Source organism: Acinetobacter sp. FDAARGOS_724, assembly GCF_013364475.1.
Classification (GTDB): Bacteria; Pseudomonadota; Gammaproteobacteria; order Pseudomonadales; family Moraxellaceae; genus Acinetobacter; species Acinetobacter variabilis.
Window position 1 is genome coordinate 2,600,304 of record NZ_CP054908.1, and the last position, 20,225, is coordinate 2,620,528.

A 20,225-nucleotide genomic window follows, 5' to 3' on the forward strand; every position below is an offset into this window, starting at 1 on the left:
CCCAGACTTTATTCGGTACGGAATTTTGCCTGTGCCACTTGTCCTGCGTCCAGATAGGTCCATTCCCCTATTGGCAGTTCATTCAAGGCCAATGCACCAATCTGGGCACGATGCAGCTGCTCCACTTTATTGCCAACAGCTGCCAGCATACGTTTCACCTGATGATAAACCCCTTGATGAATGGTCATTTGCAGACGATTTTCATCTAGACGAACAATATCTGTAGCAGCAAAGGTGCCTTTTTCATTTCTCAATTCCACACCCTGTTCAAGCTGTTGAATCTGCTCATCTGTCACGGGATCGGCAGTAGTCATCTGATAGACTTTCGCCACATGTTTTTTAGGATGGGTCAACGCTTGTAAAAACTGACCATCATCCGTCAGCAATAACAGTCCGGTGGTGTCCTGATCGAGACGACCTACACATTGAATTCCACGGTTTAACAGGATGTCATCAAACAGATCAAATACACTGAAATGATGTGTGGCCTGATGTGAGCACTCATAATCTTGTGGCTTGTTGAGCGCAATATATACTTTTTCCCGATAGCGATACTCATGACCATAGACGCTAAAAGTCAGATCTTGCAGATTCAGCTTATGCTTGGGGTTATCGATGAGTTCGCCTTGAATCGAAATAGCACCATTTTTAATCAGTTGCTGACAATGTTTTCGTGAGCCGAAACCTTGTGATTGCAACATTTTTTCCAATAGCATCTGTCTGAACCTGTTTAAACGAACAATAGGCGCATTCTATACCGAAAACCAACTAGATTCAGTTCTTATAAGGCTTTCTCCCTTTAAATGGGTAAAAAGCCTATAATCCTGTGACTTTTCATTTTTCCTATCTCCTTATGTCCCAATTTGATCTGAATCTGCTTGTTCTTCTGGTTCTACTGGCTTGCGGTATTTTTAGTCATAATACTGCTGTGACCATTGCCGCGGCCGTGTTGATCGTATTAAAAATCACGCCTCTCAATGAACTCTTACCTTATATACAGCAACATGGCCTAAATATCGGGATTATTATTTTAACCATTGGAGTATTGGCTCCGATTGCTAGCGGAAAAATTCCCGGTGACAGTATTCTGAAATCTTTTCTTAGCTGGAAATCTTTACTGGCAATTGCAATCGGTCTATTTGTTGCCTGGCTTGGTGGACGCGGGGTGAAACTGATGTCAAGTCAGCCTGATGTCGTTGCAGGTCTATTAATTGGTACGGTGGCAGGCGTCGCGGTACTTCGTGGTGTCCCAGTCGGGCCATTAATTGCAGCCGGGATTTTATCGTTATTGATTGGAACGCAATAAGTCTTTAACCATGATTGTGCAATATTCTTAAAAATTAATATTCTAAAATTAAGAACTGCATAGTATTAAATCACATGATCAGCGACATGGATGTCGCTCGTTGGATTGAGGTACAGGATGTACCTTCAATCCAACAAAAGATTTTTGTTACTTTTGATCTTTCAAAAGTAAAAGCTCAGGTTAAATACTAAAATTTAAAAACCCAAATTTTATTCCACAAACAGCAAGGCCAAACGCACCTGATCATAACCCATACGCGGGCTGGTCAGTTCCACGATTGGGCGTAATTTAATACTGCCATCATCATTAAAATGATCTGAATTTTGACGTTTGGTTAGACGTTTATAAATCTTACGGACTTGTTCAACAACTTCCTCACCCGGATGAGCTATTGAGATATCAAGACCTTGCTCTTTATGCAAACGTCCGAGATGGTTAATAATGGTTGCTGGTGTCAAGCCACGTTCAGTTGCAATATCGGAAATCTCATACCCTTCTTCAAACAGTTCACGGGTTTCATCCAAGGTTGCAGTCGCGTAGTTTTGCTTACCACCATTTTTGGCAATTTTCTTCTCATTACGCTGGATCTCAACTTCGTTCAAAGTGCCACCACAATGGCGGATAAAGGCCTTATGCTGTACAGTCAAATCCACGTTTTCAAAATTCGCTTCTGCTTCATCTGACAGTTCCTGAAAACGGCGATCAGCCTTAATGGCAAGACTATCAAGTTCCAGAGCCTGTTCATTAAAGCCTTTCAAGCGTAGACCATTTAAGCTTTTTAAACGGGATAATGCTACATAGCCCTGACCTTTTTCAAAGGTATGGCTCAAGTCAATCTCAGCAGCTTCTAGCGTCATGCCTTGAGACTTATGAATGGTAATCGCCCAAGCCAAACGTAGTGGAATCTGCTGGAAACTGGCAATGGTTTTACCTGCTTCATTATCTACCGACCAAGTTTCAGGCTCTACAATTAATGTAGTTCCATCTGTCAGTTTAACTTTTGGCAGAATGCCATGCTCATCATCATCTTCAAAGCCGATCACTTCACCCAAGCTGCCGTTGATATAACCCATATCAAAGTTATTTTTCACGAACATGACCTTGGCATGTTTTTTCAGGGTTAAGGCTTCGGGTGCTCGGACTGAAGACTTTAAGGTTTCAATCAGTTTTTCATTGCCATCACATTGCGCATCAAACTGGCGGGGATCCTGATCAATTTCATTCAGATGCTTAAAGTTAATGCTGTCGACATCCATATTGTGGGTATAGAGACGTGTATAGGTATCGCCAATGTCCTGCTGACGTGTACCTTGTAGCGCTGAACGATGTTCAGGTGAAATGGCCTGTGCACGAATGGCATTCAGAATATCATTCAGATAGTCATTGCCCTGACGGTGCTGTTCAGTCAAGTAACAGACGCGGAACTTGGCTTCAACCCAGGCATCCGACATAAAGCAGAATTTATCGCGGTTACGTTCATCATTTTTTCCAACGGGCGGCAACTGGAAAAAATCCCCTGCTACAATGACCTGAATCCCACCAAAAGCTTCATCACTTTCCTTGAAATATTTCAGCACCTGATTGACCAGATTAAGCTGCTTGGCATGCAGCATGGAAATTTCATCAATAATCAGGACTTGCGCATTTTCCAAGTGTTCTTTCAGGTATTTACGCTCTTTCATCCGCTTCAGGTCTTCTTCAGACAAAAAGTCTTTGATCCCAATTCCTGCCCAGGTATGTATGGTCATGCCATTCATATGCGTTGCTGCAATGCCAGTCGACGCAGTAATGGCGACCGACACCTTACGGGCTTTCAGATAATTGATATATTGATTGAGCGTATAAGTTTTCCCTGCACCCGCAGAACCGGTTAAAAAGACATTTTCCCCTGCTTTTAAGAGCTTAAGTGCAGTTTCCTGTTTCATAAAAGAGATACCGTAAAAGAACGGCTATAGCCTAACGATTTTTGCCGGAAAAGTTAAGCTTCACGGACAGAAAAGCACTGAATCAGGTCAAGCCTGCAGGTTTAACCAGTTAATAAAATGCTGGGCAATATTGATATATTCAACTTCCGCTTTTTGATTATTTGGATACTCAAGCTGGTCAAAGATGACTTGGTCATTCTGCAACTGACAGCCTAAAATCAAAGGTAATTTAATGGCAGGATGTGACATGCGAAAGGCCACATATTCACCTTCGACTATACGCTGTGCATAACTTGCAGCCAGACAGTTCCGGAATATTCTAGCCTCTTCAATAATCCGCTCTAGTGTTTTCAATTCCTCAAACCGCCAATTAAAATACAGTAGAAAATGTGCTTGTGTGAGCGGCCTCCAGCTGGTTAGAGCAAAGTCTTTTTTGAGCTTGGCAATAATTTCTTGCTTCTGAATTTGCTCATGCCAGACAACTGCCTGCGTAAATAAACTGGTCCAGCTTAAATTTTTAGGCACTTCCGGTTGAGTAGAAAAATACTCCGGCAGATAATCACGGATATAACCATCAAAACAGGATTCCCGCACATGCCTTGCATGTAAATAAAAGCGCTTCCTGAACTCTACAAATGGAATCTGGTTACGTTGTAGCACGTTATAAAAATCACGGTCTTGCTGAGTTTGGGGCCGAATATAAGCCAGCACATCCTCAGGCAAATCACGGGTGACCTTATACAGATGCTGCATATAAGCCTGCATCACCCGACTTAAGTTGGCGTAAACTCTTTTAGTCATCTGATCATCCATTGCCACTACATCCCGCAATAATCCGATCCATTCATCCAGATATAGAATCGATGGACTAATCGCAATACGATGATCCTCAATAGCCTGACGCGTCCCTTTGAGAACAACTGTTCGATTTAGCTCATGCTCAAACCAGTGATGCTGAATGGCATATTGATGAACATCATCAATAAACAGACGTGCTGCGATATATTGAAAATATTGCAAGGTAGCTAAAACAATCTGCGGATGAATATGATGCGTATCGATAAAGCTTAAAGCTGTTGCTGCTACCCGCACACTGCTATGTTGAATATTGCTGCTCAGCCAATCCAAGATTTCCGCAGGCTGTTTAAATAGCCAGTTCACTACGCGATGACAGTCAAATAAAGGAAGTTTGGCGACTTTTTTTTGCCATAAATAAGGATTATTTTCCAGAAAATTGCGTTTGGATAGCAGATCACTCCGATGCCAGCTATCACAATTCATCAACCGGACAAAGCCCAGTAGATGACTTTGCTCTTCTGCATGCCGATACAACAAACGAATATCGTCAATATGGTCATTCAGTTCGTGCAGATTGAACCGGTTTTCAAAGGATAAAGAAATAATCCGGAAGGTTGCTGGGTGCAGAAACTCAGGCGCACTAAAACAAAATGCATCCAGACTATCCATAACTGACTGAATCGATAGAAACTCATCTGGCTGCAAATATTGCAAGGAAAAGATTTGCTGTAGCTGTTTTAAGACATGCGCAGGAATCTCATGCCCACTTTGAATCCAATTACTGATACAAGACTGAGTATAAACTTCGGCTTTAATCATAAAGGAGTCGATGATTTCAGCCTGCACAAGCGACATCTGTTTTAAGCAATTAGCAACTCGGTCAGGCGCATTAACCCATATATAGACTTGATCAATAATGAGCTGACGGAGCTGTTTGGCTTTATCACGTAAAAACAGGGAATGCTGGGGCTTTAAATCGCCAGTCAGAAAGTAAATATCCTGAAAGAAAAACTCTTCCAAAGCCTCTGCTTTAGCCAGACTGGAATCAATGTGCATTTCTGCTAAGGCATGAGGACTTTCCGGATTTAAATCTTGAGGTGTATATAGCTGGATATTTAATAAGCCATTAAGCAGGTCAATGCGATGTTCGTCCTGATGAATCCTGAACAAATTCTGGGCATTCACATGACCAACAAAAGCCATTTGATCCAAATACAGCTGATTTAACTCAGGAAAAATACTGAGGCATTGTTGAGCGAGCTGTCTGAATGGCAGTAGCAAACACTCCTGTTCCATATTTCCCCCTTCGTTTTAACCCTATTGAGTTACAGACCTACTGAATTTCAATCCTTTAAAATCGCTTTTTCCTTTCTATTACAGAAATTGAAGCATGGTGATTTTTTAGACGATTCGATCTCAATGTAAAGCAAAGCAGGAATGATGAAAAGACCTAGACTTCATCTTGCCGACGTCTGTCAGCCAACAGTTCTAGCCCCTGATAGATCTTTTGTTGTAAATGCTCACGAAAATCAATCAGATCATTCTCGTGCTGCACATGATGAATTGGCTGCCGCGGCATAAACTGAAAATAAAAAGGCAAGCGTTTGGGAAACAGATTTTTAGGTAAGGAAGGAATCACGTCACCATGACGTAATAATTTATTGAGTTGGGGAATTTTTAATAATTTTTGAAAATACTTATGTTGAATGATCTTATTGGCATCAAATCCAATCTCATAGATTTCATCACCGCCGAGTGCAGCAAAAGGGACAATATCGTATTGAAACTCTTGTGCTAATTTCAGGAAACCGTAACGCTCTTTCCAGATCAGCTGATACTGCTCACCTTCCCGTTTCAGCACTTCACGGCCACCACCCGGAAAGACCAGAATCGAGTAGCCTTGCTGCATAGCTGAGCGCACATAGTCCTGTATACCATCAATAGCACCAAATTTCTTCACTGCTTCACGCCATAGCGGCACATAAAAATGGCTATGATCAGCAATACTAACCACAGCCACTTGATGTTCATTGTACAGGTAATCAATCAGCATTGGCGCATCAAAGATGCCATACATGGAATGATTACCGACATACATTGCAGGTCGACTGGCATCAATATTTTCAGCCCCTAAAAAAGTAGGCGTGAAATACAGTTTGGATAAGGCACTTAAGCGCCTGATCCATGCTCCGTCATGCTTGACCTGCAAAATATACTCCCGGCTTACGCCACGCGTTTTTGTACCAGGATTGAACCCACTGAATAGCCTGCACCAAATGAACACAGTACGCCATATTCGCCGTCTTCAACTTCATTTGCAGTACGATGTAAGGCAATAATGACACCTGCGGAAGAAGTATTGGCAAACTCATTCAGAATGATAGGTACCAGACCTGGTTTGGCATTTTCTTTACCCACTACCAGTTTCAGAATTAATTCATTCATGCTGGCATTAGCCTGGTGCAACCAGAAGCGTTTCACATCTGTAGGGGCAATATGATTTTTCTCAAGTTGAGCAGTAATCATCTTGGCAACCAGTGGACACACTTCTTTAAATACTTTACGACCATCCTGACGGAAACGTTTGTCGTCGATATCCGCATTTTCTGACGTATTCAGGAAACCAAAGTTATTGCGGATATTGTTTGAGAACTGGGTAAATAATGAAGTATCTAGAATCTCAAAACCGGTTTTAGTTTCAGTATCTTCAATGATCGATGCAGTTGCGACATCACCGAAAATAAAGTGACAGTCACGTGAACGGAAATCGGTATGTGCAGAGGTGATTTCAACATTCACCAGCAATACGCGACGTGCACCTGCCTTGATGGCATCAGCAGCCTGTTTTAAACCGAAAGTGGCTGCTGAACATGCAACGTTCATGTCATAAGCATAACCTTGAATACCCAGAGCAGTCTGGATTTCAATCGCAACCGCAGGATAAGCACGTTGTAGGTTTGAACATGACAGGATCACGACATCGATATCTTCAGCAGTGACACCGGCATTTTCCATCGCCTGTTTTGCTGCGATCACGCCCCATTCTGCCTGAAGGGAAATTTCATCATCTGAACGTTCACGTAGATTTGGACGTAAACGTTTTGGATCGAGGATGCCAGTTTTTTCTGACACATAACGGCGTTGTACGCCTGACGCTTTTTCAATAAATTCTGCGCTAGAACCACGACGTGCATCTAATTCGCCTGCAGCGATTTTATCTGCATTTTCGTGATTATACAGTTCCACATAAGCATTTAAACTTTCAACTAACTCTTCATTGGTAATGACATCTTCCGGATGGAACAAGCCAGTACCCGTAATACGAATGCCCATGTAAAACTCCTTCTCAAAATGACCTATATCTTAACTGATTCCAAGACGTTCCCATACTTTTTGCAGACGAGTTGGAGAAACGGGTGTTTTCGTTTTCATCGGTTGAGAAAACAATGAGATCCTTAACTCCTCAACCATAAAATACAATTCTTTAAGGCGAGCGTCATTTTTAAACTGAAATAATTTTTCCATCCACGGATCAATTTGGTCAATGGCGGAATCATCCCTCTGTAGGTTATTTGGCAAGCGCTCTAAACGCAAGATCAGGGCTTTCAAATAACGTGGAAATTCTGACCATACGTCGGAAGGTTTCCGATAAACAAAGTCAGAAAGACTCATCAAATCAAGCTGATCCTCAATATCATCAATATTTTTTCCAAATATAGATGGGTCTAAAACCAGTAATTTACGACGGATTTCCTGCCACTGGATATAAATATCCGTGATTTCTTTCAGTGCAGTCTGGCCATGAGTCAGGAAAGATTTTTTTACATCCTCCACCAACTTTTGGAACTCTTGCATATTGACAGGCAGCTCGTTAATTGACAGGTGCAGTGTGGCATAAACTAGCATTTGCTCCAGTTGAGCCTTATCACCAAGCGGTGAATATGCCAGTGCCAGCGGTTTGGAAATCTGTTTTTTCAGCTGGCGCACCAGATCTCCGAGCTGCATATGCACCAGTCGAATAATCCCTTCACGGTGCTGTTTGACGGCTTCAGCCTGATCATTAAAGGTCTGAATCACGACACCAGATTCATCTTTCTGTTCCAGTGCAGCGAAGTCTTTGGTCGGAACCAGTGCCTGATATTGCTTGACCACTACACCCGTCACTTTTTGTGACGCTTCAAAGACAAAGTTTTCTGGGAAAGTTTTAAATTCACCTTTTAACTGTTTCACCGGACTATGAGTTTCAGTACGGCAACGGGCTTTCAGTTCGGCAAGATCACGGCCTTGTTCAATCACACGACCTTTTTCATCAATCACCTTGATCAAAGGCAAGAGATATTGCTCAACCCGATCCAGGCTAAAATCTTTTTCTGTAATCTGCTCGCCACGCAACTGGAAAGCCAGAAAACTGAAAATATGCTCACGTAAATTGACTGCATCAATACGGGCTGCCAGCTTTTTCGCAGTGTCTGGAATCGGCACCAGACTACGGCGTTTATCTTTAGGTAAACTCTTTAATAAAGCTTCGATCAACTCCAGACGCCAGCCCGGAATCCCCCATGACCAGATATTTTCATCGACCTGCGGCAAAGCCTGCAGCGGGATTTTAACCGTTGCACCATCTTCATCATGACTTGGGTCAAAACGGTAACTGGTCGCCAGACGCAATTCACCATTACGTAAATAATCCGGAAACTGTTGTGTGGTCGGACGATCATTCAGCCAAAGCGCATCATCATCAATAAACAGATAACGTGGATCATGTGGCTCTACTGTCGCACGCCAGTCCTCAAAACTGCGGCGACTGGCTACTTCTGGTGGCACTTTGGAGGCATAAAACTGGTAAATGGTTTCTTCATCCACGACCAAGTCACGACGGCGTAGCTTATCTTCTACCCGCTCCACTTCTTCCAGTTTCAGCAAATTATGCTTCAAGAAGGGTGGATTAATGCCGAGATTACCAGTAGTCAGTGCATCACGCAGGAAGATTTCATGCGCAGCCGGCTGATCCACTTTCTCATAATTGACCGGACGTTTCGGCTCGATGATTAGACCAAACAGAGAAATCTGATCATACGCATTGACCACACCCGCCTTTTTCGACCAATGTGGTTCGAAATAATGATGTTTCAGTAAGTCACGCGCAGCCAGCAAAATCCATTCCGGCTCAATTTTCGCTAGAGTTCGTAAATACACCTGCGAGGTTTCAACCATTTCAAAAGCCATTACCCATGGGGTATTGGTTTTGTGCAGCGTTGATGCCGGGAAAATCCGTGCTTTCTGCTGACGAACTGCCATAAACACATTACGTTCATCAGTCTTGTTGGCAATAAAAGACAGTAGGCCGGTCAATAAAGCGCGATGGAGATTTTCATAACTAGCTTTCTTTTCATTAAAGGACAGTTTTAAGCCTTTAGCCAGATCCACTAGCTGCTCATGAGTTTTCTTCCATTCACGCAGACGCAACCAGCTCAGGAAATGATTCCGTGCAAAAGTACGGCGTTTGTTTTCACTCATACTTTCACGGTTATTATGCAGGGTATCCCAGAGCTTGATATAAAACAGGAAATCTGAATCTGTTTCACGGAATAAGGCATGTTTTTGATCGGCCTGCATCTGCTTATCCGCAGGACGTTCACGTGGGTCTTGTACAGCTAGTGCCGCCACAACTACCAAAGCTTCATTCAATGCACCAAAATGCGCACCGCCAAGAATCATTCGCGCCAGACGTGGATCGATTGGCATTTTTGCCATTTGCTGACCGATTTTGGTTAGAGAATCTCCCTTGCCTTGAAGTCCTCCTTTTGTAAAGGAGGATTTAGGAGGATTAGTAGAATCTCCCCCAACCCCTCTTTCAGAAAGAGGGGCTTTACTCTTCTCCACCATCGCCCCAAGCTCAATCAAGAGCTTGCGACCATCATTGACTAGACGGTGATCTGGTGGCTCAATGAAATCAAAATTTTCCAGTGAACCTAGGCCCAGACTTTGCATTTGTAAAATAACGGATGCCAGATTGGTCCGTTTAATCTCTGGTTCGGTAAATTCAGGACGACTTAAAAAGTCTTCTTCACTATACAGACGAACACAGACACCTGGCGCAATACGGCCACAACGACCTTTACGCTGATTGGCAGCAGCTTGAGAAACCGCTTCGATCGGTAAGCGCTGCACCCGTGAACGGTAGTTATATCGGGAAATACGGGCAAAACCGCTATCAATCACATAACGGATATTCGGAACAGTTAATGCTGTTTCTGCTACATTGGTGGCGATAATAATCCGTCGACCGCCGCCCGAAGGATTAAAGATTTTTTGCTGTTCTGCTAATGCTAATCGTGCGTAGAGTGGTAACACTTCAGTATGGCGTGGACCATGCTTTATCAGGGTTTCCTGCAGTTCACGAATTTCCTGTTCGGTACTGGCAAAAATCAGGATATCGGCATGTTCCGGATGTCCCTTTTCCTGTGCATCCTGAAAACATTCTTCTACAGCTGCAACCACTGCACGTGGCAGATTTTCTTCAAAATCATCAAACTCGTCATCATCACTGCCGACAATGCTCATTTCAGAAATTGGACGATAACGCACTTCTACCGGATAGCTACGCCCTTCCACTTCATAGATCGGCGCGCCATTAAAGTAGTTACTGAAACGATTTACGTCCAGTGTTGCCGAAGTAATGATCACTTTTAGATCTTTACGACGCGGCAAGAGCTGCTTGAGATACCCCATGATGAAATCGATATTCAGCGAGCGTTCATGCGCTTCATCGATAATAATGGTGTCGTATTTGGTCAGGAACCGGTCATTGGCCAGCTCTGCCAATAAAATACCATCCGTCATCAAACGGACAATCGAATCCTGCGAGCCCTGTTCATTAAAACGAACCTTAAAGGAAATTGATTCACCCAGTTTCTCGCCAACTTCTTCCGCAATACGCTGTGATACGCTACGCGCAGCCAGACGACGTGGCTGGGTATGGCCAATCAGACCAGTCAGGCCGCGACCTGCCAGCATGGCGATTTGTGGTAATTGCGTGGTTTTACCGGAACCGGTTTCACCAGCCACAATAATAACCTGATGCTGCTGAATCGCTTCAATCAGCTTGTCTGCATACTGGGTAACAGGCAGATCCTGATTCAGCTTGATATTGGGAATGCGTTCGATACGCTGCATGACTTTGGCATGCGATTTTTCAAATAATTCTTGATATTGCTTTTGGTTGGCATCTTTACCTTTTTGGAGTCGATTTAAACGATGACGGTCACGCGCCATAACGAGCTGATCTACATTTAAAGGACTCTGCACTGAGAAAACACCTGATATAAAAAAAGACAATAGGCAGCTATTTTACGCTGTATTGCCCCTAAGCGAAAGAACGGCCATTTTGAATATTTTTATAATTTTTTAATTTTTACCCTTGAATTTTACTGCTTGCGGCATCATGTCTGAAGAGGCATTAAACCGGGGTGAGTCTTGTCATGATGTATTCACCATTCTACGGTTGAATCATTTATATCAAGAGCAATGCTGTTTGCGCTAATGGTGTTTTATTTTTAGCTTAATTCGGTTTTTCCGATGTATGTTATGTAAAAATACTGTTTCAGCAAGAAAAATAATTTCTGTACCCTATTGGAAATTAAATACAAACCTCAATCATGGAGACAATGATGAGCTTAATTAATACTGAAGTTAAACCGTTCAAAACAACTGCGTTCCAAAATGGTAAATTCATCGAAGTAACAGAAGCTGACCTTAAAGGTAAATGGTCTGTAGTATTCTTCTACCCAGCTGACTTCACTTTCGTTTGCCCAACTGAACTTGGCGACCTTGCTGACAACTACGAAGAATTCAAAAAATTAGGCGTTGAAATCTACTCAGTTTCTACTGACACTCACTTCACTCACAAAGCTTGGCACGATTCTTCTGAAGAAATCAAAAAAATCCAATACGTAATGGTTGGCGATCCTACTTGGACTCTTGCTAAAAACTTCGACGTACTAATTGAAGCTGACGGCCTTGCTGACCGTGGTACTTTCGTGATCGATCCAGAAGGTAAAATCCAAATCGTTGAAATCAACGCTGGCGGTATCGGTCGTGATGCTCAAGAACTTCTTCGTAAAGTTAAAGCAGCTCAATACGTACACGCTCACCCAGGCGAAGTTTGCCCAGCTAAATGGAAAGAAGGCGACGCAACTCTTGCTCCTTCAATCGACCTAGTTGGTAAAATCTAATCTGTATTAGATTGAACTGATTCAAAAAAAACCACGCTTTTAGCGTGGTTTTTTATTTGAACATTTATTTGATTGCTCTATTGGCCAACCGTTTTATTTTCCTTTTTCTTCTATCTAAAGCCATCCTGCCAAATCTTTATTTTTCATCTTAAAGATCATATAAAAATCAGGCATGCATATTGCATCCTCTTCATAACAATCCCCTACTTATGCTTACAATTCAGTTATACATCTTCAATGTCAGTTGGCATAAGTTCAAGACATAAGATAATAATATTCAGTGGAGGAAAACGTATGCAAAAACTGCTAACCGTGATCTCATGGGCTTATAGTCCTTCTAGCCGCCACCTGAAAATCATTTATAGCAATGGCGATATAGAGCTCTACCATCCTGTTCCCGAATTTGTTTATGACAACCTGTTAAGACGACAAGATAAAATGGCCTTTGTACAGAAGTATCTTGAATACAACTTACATTTTGACCGGGTTTGCCTGTTTTAATTTAACTAATTTCTACTTAACGATAAGTCACCATGAGTAAGCCAGCTCCAATCGGCAATGTACTCATGATAAAACGTGAATCCTGCTGGATCAGCTGAATAAATTCTTCTACTTCCGCAGCATGTGAAATCACATTATCCACCAGCAATACTCCACCTTTTGGCTTGAGCAATCGGGCCAAATGGGTCCAATAATCCACATAAGTATCACGTTCCGCATCTAACAATATAAAATCAAATACGTCCTGCTCAGCTTGCAGATAATACAAGGCATCTGTCACTTTAAAATCAATCAAATCCTTTAAGTCTAGCTGATTTGCATACTGCTCGGCCTGCGCAACTCTTTCTGCATCTATTTCTAATGTTGTAATTATCGCTTGAGTCTGCCGGGCAGCTTCGGCCAGCCATAAAGTGGAATAGCCTGTAGAAGTCCCAATTTCCAGAATACGTTTGGACTGCTGGGCACGAATGAGTAATGATAAAAATCGGCCTGATTCAGGCTCAATATTTCGATAGCGTTGCAGACGTTCAGTTTGCTGAAGATCATGCGCATGAAAGGTCTTATACAGTTCCTGCATGAAACTTTCAAAATGTTGTAATTGATTCATTGCTCTTCCCTGAGGTTATCTAAATAAATTTTTTATGGATTGATTAAAGTGCCTGAACCAATTTAAAGCGTTCTACTTCACGATCATCACTGGTATTAATACTTTCCGTAAACATGGATAGCGGTCGAACCCAAATCGAATAGTCACCATAAAGACATTGGTAAACCACCAGCTTTTCCTCCGTTTCACTATGTGTTGCCACATGCAGGACCTGATAAAGTTTACCCTTATAATGTTGATAAATACCGCGTTGTAATTCCATCGTTCAACTCTCAAATGCAGAATTCCAATCTTAACTGAAAAAGACCAATCACACTTTAAACTATTTGAAAATTCATGCTAAGCACCCATATATAAGCTTGAAATTAATCATGAATTTTTCAATACATTTGCAAAACCGATCAGATTTATAAGAACAAACTGTTTTATCTATCTATCGATTTGGCTTAGTATCTACTTATCGAATGAATTCTTACTCCTTTGGAGACGTTAGCAATGTTAGATCAAAATACTTCAGCTCAATTAAAAACACTACTTGAACGTTTGGAAGGCCCGATTGAATTAGTGGCAACCCTGGATGGCTCTGACAAGTCAGCCAAAATCAAAGAACTGGTTGAGGAAATCGCTCAGCTTTCTGATCTAGTCACTGCCCGTCTTGACGGTACCAACAAACGTGCACCAAGCTTTGGTGTGGCAAAAGCCGGTGAACAGCCTCGTGTGTTCTTCGCAGGCTTGCCGATGGGCCATGAGTTTACGTCGCTGATTCTGGCATTGTTGCAAACTTCAGGCTATGCACCAAAAGTCTCTGCCGAAGTTCTGGAATCAATTAAAGGCTTAGGGATCAAATCTGACTTTGACGTATTCGTATCACTCAGCTGTCATAACTGTCCAGACGTAGTGCAGGCGTTAAACCTGATTGCTATCTATAACCCGGGTACGACTGCAACCATGATCGATGGTGCCTTCTTCCAGGATGAAGTGGAAGAACGCAAAATCATGGCCGTACCGATGGTGTTCCAGGACAATGAACATATCGGTCAGGGCCGTATGACACTGGAAGAAATCATTGCCAAACTGGATACCAATGCCGCAGCCAAAGACGCGGAAAAACTCAATGCCAAAGATGCATTTGATGTGTTGGTGATTGGTGGTGGACCTGCGGGTAATACTGCAGCGATCTATGCAGCACGTAAAGGCATCAAAACTGGGATCGTGGCTGAACGTATGGGCGGTCAGGTGATGGATACCATGGACATCGAAAACTACACATCAGTGCAAAAAACCCAAGGTCCAAAATTTGCCGCTGAAATGGAAGCTCATGTTCGTGAATACGGTGTCGACATCATGAACCTGCAACGTGTATCTGACATCAAAGGTGCAGATAGTACAGCGAATGGTCTGGTAGAAGTAACTTTAGAAAATGGTGCGAAACTTGAATCTAAAACCGTGATTCTGTCTACTGGTGCACGCTGGAGAGAAATGAATGTTCCAGGTGAGGCAGAATACAAAACTCGTGGTGTAGCGTACTGCCCACACTGTGATGGTCCATTGTTCAAAGGTAAACGTGTAGCGGTGATTGGTGGTGGTAACTCGGGTGTAGAAGCTGCGATCGACCTTGCGGGTATTGTTGAGCATGTAACGCTAGTTGAGTTTGATACAAAACTGCGTGCGGATCAGGTACTTCAAGATAAATTGAACAGCTTGCCAAACACCACCGTAATCAAAAATGCGCTTTCTACCGAAGTGATCGGTGATGGTTCACAAGTCACAGCGTTGAAATACAAAGACCGTGCAACTGATGAAGAGCACACTGTTGAGTTGGCTGGGATCTTCGTTCAGATCGGTTTGTTGCCAAACACCGACTTCCTGAAAGGAACCGATGTTGAGCTAACTAACCGTGGTGAGATCATGATTAACGAGCGCAATGAAACCAATGTGAAAGGTGTGTTTGCTGCAGGTGACTGTACCACGGTTCCTTACAAACAGATCATCATCGCCACTGGTGAAGGTGCCAAAGCATCATTATCTGCCTTTGATTACATCATCCGTTCTGGTCAGTAATCCTTAAAATTCATGAATTAAAAAAAGCCCGCATTGTGCGGGCTTTTTACTATCTTAAAGCTGATTTATTCCTGTAGTAATTGAGCAGCCAGTTTTTCAATATTTCCCATTTCAGGATGTACAGCAGCGACATTGGCTAAAATCGTAACTGCCTTTCTCTTGTTTAAATCAATCATCAAAATAGCAGAATGCCCTGCGGTATTTCCCCCATGCCAGATGATTTTGGTGCCATTGTCCTGTTCTCGCACAAACCAGCCCAATCCCAATTGGTAGCTACCTGCTTTTTCTGTAGTTGCTTGCTGAGTTAATTGTACTGCCGCATTTTTTGCATCGAGCTGAGCTTGTGCAAATCTGGTTAAATCTGAAGCTGTAGAGAGTACACCGCCCGCAGGTAAAAAGGTATCAAATGTCCAGGTGGTGATTTCTTTTCCTTGGGCATCAAATGCAGGCACAAGTTGCTTAGCTGCTTGATCAGGCGAGGTATAGCTATTTTTCATCCCATACTTTTTAAATACATATTCATTGAGTAACTCAGCAAAATCCTTATTTTGCGATTGACTCAAACTCTGTCCTAATAAAGCCACAGCCAAATTAGAATAATGTGGCACTTTTCCACTGTTATTTGCATGTTCAAGCTCTAATGAATTTTTTAAATATTCTTCCAGTTTAGCTGCATCATATTCCTTATATGGATCAGTATCATCATCTACTTCCAAATTACTCGGTAGTCGTGGCAGTCCAGACGTATGATTGGCTAAATCCTGAAAGCAAATCTGGATATTGTCCTTGAATGGAAAGGCATAATAAGGATTAATCTTGTCATCCAGTTTAATTTTATTTTGTGTCACCAATTCAGCCAATATAGTTGATGTCATTACTTTGGTAAGAGAACCAATTGCAAAGACTTTATCCTAATTGGCCTTGGCCAGGATTTTGTCCTTATGTTTCTGTACCCCATAGTAATGGGTTTTGTCTTGATCTAATACCGCTATAGCCACTTGAGTCTGCTCTGGAAAAGTCCGTGTAGCCTGATAAATTTTCTCTGCAATCGCTTTTGGATAGCCTTGAATAGCATTGACTGTCTTATTATTTGCTGCAGTAGATTCGATATAGGGCGTAAATAAAAGGCCGGAAATCTGTTGATCATTATTCAAACTCATGCTGAGTTTCAGACGGTCTTTTTCAAAGTTGGCCTTATAGACTGCAGTCTCTTTACCTTTAGACTCTATATAGTCAATACTTTGTATTTTGCCGAGTTGCTGCTGTAAGTCTTTAGAGACTTTTTCAAACATATTTAAAGGAATCGCCTTTTTCGCTTCAGGTGAAAACTTTTCAAAAATTGCTGCATAATTTTGCGCATTAAAATCCTGCTGAAACTGGGTAATAACTTCCCTTTCAATATCCGATTGTGCATAAAGACTGCTCATACAGAGCAAGGATGATAAAAACAGTGATATTTTCTTCATGAGATCAGTATTGTTCCTTAAGTTTATAGTGCACTTTCATAAAAATTATTGAAATTAAACATTTTTATAGACTTAATACAGTGCAACGAATAGTTAAAAAATAAGCAAAATATATTCCATATCATTCTATTTTGTGGAGCAGATCAATTCATCTAAGTTCTTGCCCTGTCTATTTCCCATTTTATACTTGTTGTTCTTAAGCTCCACTCGAACTGGTTCAAAAATTGCTTATGAATTTATAGATAGCATAGTTAATTATTCCAGAGAAATTTCTCGAAATAACTTAATAATGTTATGCACTTAGCCAATTATTATTTGTTTTCCTCACTAAGACTTGGGTAACTTTTTGTTATATGACTTGTCAGCGTCTAATTGCATCATTAATATGACATGTAGGCCTAAAATAAAAGTCCGTGAAAGATAACAAAAAAAAATATCAGAAATGTAATGGAGCTTAGCAATGTACTATCAATATCACTGTGCGTGCTGCGATAAAGTTGTGGAAGCTGGCCAAAAAGAATGTCATGCTTGTGGCTCACATAATATTCGCAGCCCTTATGGTTTTTGGATTTTATGTCTGGTGGCCTGTCTGGTTACTGCAATCGCGTTCAAGGTAATGCATGTTTATATCCAGTCACAGCAGCAGGAAGTGCCAGCTCAGTCATCATTATTTGATGTGCTACAACAAGATAATAAACGTCCGCGCTAATTTTCTTATCCTCCAGCAAGACCTGACTTGGATCAGGTCTTTTTTATGCGCTTTTAACTTGAATATGAAATGCTACCAGAATAGAAAATTTGAATTACAATAAGTCATCTTGCAGTGAGAGATGAAAATGGTTCAGTTAATTAAAAAAGGCGGCTTACGTGAGCGTGCCAATCGCAGTCGCAGTTATCAGGGTTCGGAAAATACTGAGACTACCCTTAAACCGAATCGTTATCAGTCTCCAGTGCAGAAACAGGATAATCTAGTTTCTGACGCTTCCGCTGCACAGCAGCTTTCTAACGAAAACTCCTCTGTTACCCCATCGAATTTAGATTTTTAGTTCATTAGAACCAGCGCGTCATACCATAACCAGACTGCAAAAATCAGGAATAACCCGCCTGAAATCATATCGATATAACTTCCTGATCGCTGGTAAGCCTCTTTAATTTTAGGATGGGAAATTAATAGCATTAGTAAAGTAAAAGTAATAAATGTTTGCAGCGGAATAATCACTGCCAGTTGCGCTTTTAAATAATCAGAAGCTGATGAACTCAGTGCAAGTGAAAATACGCTACTGAAATAGATCAGAGTTTTAGGATTCGACAGATTAGTCAATAAACCCTGCATAAAATAACTTTTTGGTGCTTCTACCGTATTTAAATCATCTTGAGTTTGATGTCTGTTCTGAAAACTTTGCCATCCGCCTTTTAACATGGCCCAGCCCATTTTGGCCAAAAATAACCCACCGATGACCATCAATACCTGCTGAATCCAGGGAAACTGGTCGATCAATACGGTAAAGCCTGCTAGCGTCAATACCACCCAAACTACGATCCCCGCTGAAATTCCAGCAATCACCTTTAAGGCATTCATACGTGTCGTAGAGGCTGCACTTTTTGCGATAAGTAAAATGTCAGGACCGGGGCTTAATTGAGCTACAAAATGTAGAAAACAGATGGTAAAAAGCAAAGACATTTAAAAAAAGATCAAATGGTAAAAAAAACTATTATAACTTTTGTTTAACGAAATTAGAAAGTTCCAATAAAAAAGCCGAATCATGAGATTTGGCTTGAAGTATTTATATTGAAAGCGTAATTTTATTTCTTGTTCACATCTTTCATTTCAATTTTCTTGGGTTCCGGGGTCACTTCACGGGCTTCACCATCAATAATGGTTGAATCCCTATGACCACCCTGCTGGTTTTGCATATCCTGCATTTGACGCATCATTTCCGCAAACGGGTTTTGACCTGCACCGCCACCGACATCGCCCATCATGCCACCCATCATTTTTTCCATCATGGCTTGCTGACGTTTCATCATCATTTTCATCATGGCTGCCTGGAAAGCACGTTGTACAGGTGGAATCAGCATTAATACCGCAAGTACATCACTAATCAAACCAGGAATCAGCAGAAAAAAGCCGGCTAAGATCTTAGGTAAATTATTCGATAATGCCGGATCTGCACTCATCTGTCCCATCTGCATTTGCTGCATTTGCGGCATAACGCCGGCCGAATATTTCCGGATTAGGTTCATACCGATAAAGAAGGCCGCCACGAACCAGAAAAATACGTACCACATGCTCCCGACAAGGTCACCCACGCCAATCCATACAAATACTTCGAGGACTAAGCCGGCCAGGATAATAAGAAATAATTTCATGAAAATTAATCTAATCTCAGTAAAATAAATATTAGGATGCTGTAATCAACTGCTTCATCAGGATCAAGCTTTTTTGATACGCTTATGTAACAATATGGGCATTATTTTATTTTTAAAGTGCAGGCATGTCATTAATTATTGGGATTGATCCCGGTTCACGTCTAACAGGTTACGGTATCATCCAGAAAGAAGGTTCAAAACTTACTTTTGTTGATGCAGGAACGATTAGAACTGAAACAGCGGAAATGCCTGAACGTTTAAAACGAATCTTTGCCGGTGTAGAACGGATTGTCAAATTTTACGGCCCGACCGAGGCTGCGGTGGAACAAGTGTTTATGGCACAAAACCCGGATTCTGCTCTTAAATTGGGTCAGGCACGTGGTGCCGCAGTCGCAGCCTTGGTGAATCTGGATCTGAAAGTTGCTGAATATACAGCGCGTCAGATCAAACAGTCTGTGGTGGGCTATGGTGCTGCAGACAAAGAACAGGTTCAGATGATGGTTATGCGTATTCTGAACCTGACAATAAAACCGCAACAAGATGCTGCCGATGCACTTGCTGCTGCGATTTGTCATGCCCATGCTTCAGGCAGCATGAGTAAAATGGCCGTATTGAATGCCTTGGGCGGTATGGCACGCGGACGCAGCCGGGTCAGCACCCGCCGCCGTTAATCTTCGGTTAATACTTTAAAGTCCTGAAAATCCGCGTCTTGGAGATTCAAACTCTGCTGATGTATTGCAGTGACTTTTGCACGTTGTGGTCCAGTTCTGCTGAGCTGGATCATTTTCCGAACAATCGCTTCCTTCCCAACAATGATAGCCTCAACTTCGCCTGTTTCCAGATTACGTACAAAACCCTTTAAACCTAATTGAATTGCTTGTTGTTCAAACCAGCGACGGTAGCCCACACCCTGCACTTTACCCTGAATGATTAAATGAATGGCCTGCATTTTTATTT

Annotated in this window: 19 protein-coding genes and 1 pseudogene; 7 read left to right on the plus strand and 13 right to left on the minus strand. The window is 42.0% G+C overall.

Annotation, left to right across the window (positions count from 1 at the left end; translation table 11 throughout):
• Window positions 1–8: 8 nt before the first annotated feature.
• Window positions 9–716 (minus strand): pseudouridine synthase, encoded by a 708-nt coding sequence (locus tag FOC32_RS13640; RefSeq protein WP_004784034.1) that lies wholly within the window; start codon window positions 714–716, stop codon window positions 9–11.
• Between the two features lie 137 nt (window positions 717–853).
• Between FOC32_RS13640 and FOC32_RS13645 the strand changes: the two genes are divergently transcribed.
• Window positions 854–1,306: a DUF441 domain-containing protein gene (locus FOC32_RS13645; protein WP_034702287.1), complete on the plus strand. Its 453-nt coding sequence runs from the start codon at window positions 854–856 to the stop codon at window positions 1,304–1,306.
• Between the two features lie 209 nt (window positions 1,307–1,515).
• Here FOC32_RS13645 and FOC32_RS13650 read toward each other — a convergent pair whose 3' ends face one another.
• The 5 genes from FOC32_RS13650 to hrpA form a co-directional block, all read right to left on the minus strand.
• Window positions 1,516–3,231: an AAA family ATPase gene (locus FOC32_RS13650; RefSeq protein WP_004784036.1), complete on the minus strand. Its 1,716-nt coding sequence runs from the start codon at window positions 3,229–3,231 to the stop codon at window positions 1,516–1,518.
• An 87-nt stretch (window positions 3,232–3,318) separates the two neighbouring features.
• Window positions 3,319–5,325, minus strand: coding sequence for a hypothetical protein (locus FOC32_RS13655; protein ID WP_034702285.1), 2,007 nt, complete (start codon window positions 5,323–5,325; stop codon window positions 3,319–3,321).
• A 154-nt stretch (window positions 5,326–5,479) separates the two neighbouring features.
• A complete protein-coding gene (locus FOC32_RS13660; protein ID WP_004784038.1) occupies window positions 5,480–6,238 on the minus strand; it encodes a lysophospholipid acyltransferase family protein in 759 nt (252 codons plus the stop codon).
• A gap of 14 nt (window positions 6,239–6,252) precedes the next feature.
• On the minus strand, window positions 6,253–7,362 hold the full coding sequence (locus FOC32_RS13665; RefSeq protein WP_004784039.1) for a beta-ketoacyl-ACP synthase III: 1,110 nt from the start codon (window positions 7,360–7,362) through the stop codon (window positions 6,253–6,255).
• A gap of 30 nt (window positions 7,363–7,392) precedes the next feature.
• On the minus strand, window positions 7,393–11,337 hold the full coding sequence (gene hrpA, locus FOC32_RS13670; RefSeq protein WP_004784040.1) for an ATP-dependent RNA helicase HrpA: 3,945 nt from the start codon (window positions 11,335–11,337) through the stop codon (window positions 7,393–7,395).
• Between the two features lie 362 nt (window positions 11,338–11,699).
• On the opposite strand from hrpA, the gene ahpC reads away from it, so the two are divergent.
• Window positions 11,700–12,263, plus strand: a complete 564-nt coding sequence (ahpC, locus tag FOC32_RS13675; RefSeq protein WP_004784041.1) for an alkyl hydroperoxide reductase subunit C — start codon at window positions 11,700–11,702, stop codon at window positions 12,261–12,263.
• Between the two features lie 294 nt (window positions 12,264–12,557).
• Window positions 12,558–12,764 (plus strand): KTSC domain-containing protein, encoded by a 207-nt coding sequence (locus FOC32_RS13680; protein WP_004784043.1) that lies wholly within the window; start codon window positions 12,558–12,560, stop codon window positions 12,762–12,764.
• A 16-nt stretch (window positions 12,765–12,780) separates the two neighbouring features.
• Here the strand turns inward: FOC32_RS13680 and FOC32_RS13685 are convergent, their stop codons facing one another.
• Window positions 12,781–13,371 carry an O-methyltransferase gene (locus tag FOC32_RS13685; protein WP_004784044.1) on the minus strand — a complete coding sequence of 197 codons (591 nt, stop codon included), beginning with the start codon at window positions 13,369–13,371 and terminating at the stop codon, window positions 12,781–12,783.
• Between the two features lie 43 nt (window positions 13,372–13,414).
• Window positions 13,415–13,633 carry a DUF1653 domain-containing protein gene (locus tag FOC32_RS13690; RefSeq protein WP_004784046.1) on the minus strand — a complete coding sequence of 73 codons (219 nt, stop codon included), beginning with the start codon at window positions 13,631–13,633 and terminating at the stop codon, window positions 13,415–13,417.
• Between the two features lie 233 nt (window positions 13,634–13,866).
• On the opposite strand from FOC32_RS13690, the gene ahpF reads away from it, so the two are divergent.
• Window positions 13,867–15,432, plus strand: a complete 1,566-nt coding sequence (gene ahpF, locus FOC32_RS13695; protein ID WP_004784048.1) for an alkyl hydroperoxide reductase subunit F — start codon at window positions 13,867–13,869, stop codon at window positions 15,430–15,432.
• A 65-nt stretch (window positions 15,433–15,497) separates the two neighbouring features.
• Here the strand turns inward: ahpF and FOC32_RS17060 are convergent.
• Together FOC32_RS17060 and FOC32_RS17065 are read right to left on the minus strand one after the other, a co-directional pair.
• A pseudogene (locus tag FOC32_RS17060) lies at window positions 15,498–16,331 on the minus strand (serine hydrolase domain-containing protein); the annotation flags it as partial.
• 12 nt (window positions 16,332–16,343) lie between these two features.
• On the minus strand, window positions 16,344–16,898 hold the full coding sequence (locus FOC32_RS17065; RefSeq protein WP_004784052.1) for a DUF3887 domain-containing protein: 555 nt from the start codon (window positions 16,896–16,898) through the stop codon (window positions 16,344–16,346).
• A 460-nt stretch (window positions 16,899–17,358) separates the two neighbouring features.
• On the opposite strand from FOC32_RS17065, the gene FOC32_RS13705 reads away from it, so the two are divergent.
• Together FOC32_RS13705 and FOC32_RS13710 are read left to right on the plus strand one after the other, a co-directional pair.
• Window positions 17,359–17,607 (plus strand): hypothetical protein, encoded by a 249-nt coding sequence (locus tag FOC32_RS13705; RefSeq protein WP_004784054.1) that lies wholly within the window; start codon window positions 17,359–17,361, stop codon window positions 17,605–17,607.
• Between the two features lie 127 nt (window positions 17,608–17,734).
• On the plus strand, window positions 17,735–17,944 hold the full coding sequence (locus tag FOC32_RS13710) for a hypothetical protein (RefSeq protein ID WP_004784056.1): 210 nt from the start codon (window positions 17,735–17,737) through the stop codon (window positions 17,942–17,944).
• Here the strand turns inward: FOC32_RS13710 and FOC32_RS13715 are convergent.
• Both FOC32_RS13715 and FOC32_RS13720 read right to left on the minus strand, forming a co-directional pair.
• Entirely contained in the window at window positions 17,941–18,579 is a 639-nt protein-coding gene (locus FOC32_RS13715) for a LysE family transporter (RefSeq protein ID WP_004784057.1), read from the minus strand. The genes FOC32_RS13710 and FOC32_RS13715 overlap by 4 nt on opposite strands.
• A 122-nt stretch (window positions 18,580–18,701) precedes the next feature.
• Window positions 18,702–19,268, minus strand: coding sequence for an FxsA family protein (locus tag FOC32_RS13720; RefSeq protein WP_004784060.1), 567 nt, complete (start codon window positions 19,266–19,268; stop codon window positions 18,702–18,704).
• Window positions 19,269–19,393: 125 nt separating this feature from the next.
• On the opposite strand from FOC32_RS13720, the gene ruvC reads away from it, so the two are divergent.
• A complete protein-coding gene (ruvC, locus tag FOC32_RS13725) occupies window positions 19,394–19,939 on the plus strand; it encodes a crossover junction endodeoxyribonuclease RuvC (RefSeq protein WP_004784062.1) in 546 nt (181 codons plus the stop codon).
• Here ruvC and FOC32_RS13730 read toward each other — a convergent pair.
• Window positions 19,936–20,217 (minus strand): acylphosphatase, encoded by a 282-nt coding sequence (locus tag FOC32_RS13730; protein ID WP_004784063.1) that lies wholly within the window; start codon window positions 20,215–20,217, stop codon window positions 19,936–19,938. The genes ruvC and FOC32_RS13730 overlap by 4 nt on opposite strands.
• Between the last annotated feature and the right edge of the window lie 8 nt (window positions 20,218–20,225).

Excerpts from the sequence above, each read along its gene's own strand:
- FOC32_RS13645 (WP_034702287.1), top strand. The coding sequence starts at position 854 with ATGTCCCAATTTGATCTGAATCTGCTTGTTCTTCTGGTTCTACTGGCT.
- FOC32_RS13685 (WP_004784044.1), bottom strand. The coding sequence starts at position 13,371 with ATGAATCAATTACAACATTTTGAAAGTTTCATGCAGGAACTGTATAAG.
- FOC32_RS13710 (WP_004784056.1), top strand. The coding sequence starts at position 17,735 with ATGGTTCAGTTAATTAAAAAAGGCGGCTTACGTGAGCGTGCCAATCGC.
- FOC32_RS13655 (WP_034702285.1), bottom strand. The coding sequence starts at position 5,325 with ATGGAACAGGAGTGTTTGCTACTGCCATTCAGACAGCTCGCTCAACAA.
- FOC32_RS13650 (WP_004784036.1), bottom strand. The coding sequence starts at position 3,231 with ATGAAACAGGAAACTGCACTTAAGCTCTTAAAAGCAGGGGAAAATGTC.
- FOC32_RS13705 (WP_004784054.1), top strand. The coding sequence starts at position 17,359 with ATGTACTATCAATATCACTGTGCGTGCTGCGATAAAGTTGTGGAAGCT.
- FOC32_RS13665 (WP_004784039.1), bottom strand. The coding sequence starts at position 7,362 with ATGGGCATTCGTATTACGGGTACTGGCTTGTTCCATCCGGAAGATGTC.
- FOC32_RS13720 (WP_004784060.1), bottom strand. The coding sequence starts at position 19,268 with ATGAAATTATTTCTTATTATCCTGGCCGGCTTAGTCCTCGAAGTATTT.
- ahpF (WP_004784048.1), top strand. The coding sequence starts at position 13,867 with ATGTTAGATCAAAATACTTCAGCTCAATTAAAAACACTACTTGAACGT.
- ruvC (WP_004784062.1), top strand. The coding sequence starts at position 19,394 with ATGTCATTAATTATTGGGATTGATCCCGGTTCACGTCTAACAGGTTAC.
- FOC32_RS17065 (WP_004784052.1), bottom strand. The coding sequence starts at position 16,898 with ATGAAGAAAATATCACTGTTTTTATCATCCTTGCTCTGTATGAGCAGT.
- FOC32_RS13680 (WP_004784043.1), top strand. The coding sequence starts at position 12,558 with ATGCAAAAACTGCTAACCGTGATCTCATGGGCTTATAGTCCTTCTAGC.
- FOC32_RS13715 (WP_004784057.1), bottom strand. The coding sequence starts at position 18,579 with ATGTCTTTGCTTTTTACCATCTGTTTTCTACATTTTGTAGCTCAATTA.
- ahpC (WP_004784041.1), top strand. The coding sequence starts at position 11,700 with ATGAGCTTAATTAATACTGAAGTTAAACCGTTCAAAACAACTGCGTTC.
- FOC32_RS13690 (WP_004784046.1), bottom strand. The coding sequence starts at position 13,633 with ATGGAATTACAACGCGGTATTTATCAACATTATAAGGGTAAACTTTAT.
- FOC32_RS13640 (WP_004784034.1), bottom strand. The coding sequence starts at position 716 with ATGCTATTGGAAAAAATGTTGCAATCACAAGGTTTCGGCTCACGAAAA.
- FOC32_RS13730 (WP_004784063.1), bottom strand. The coding sequence starts at position 20,217 with ATGCAGGCCATTCATTTAATCATTCAGGGTAAAGTGCAGGGTGTGGGC.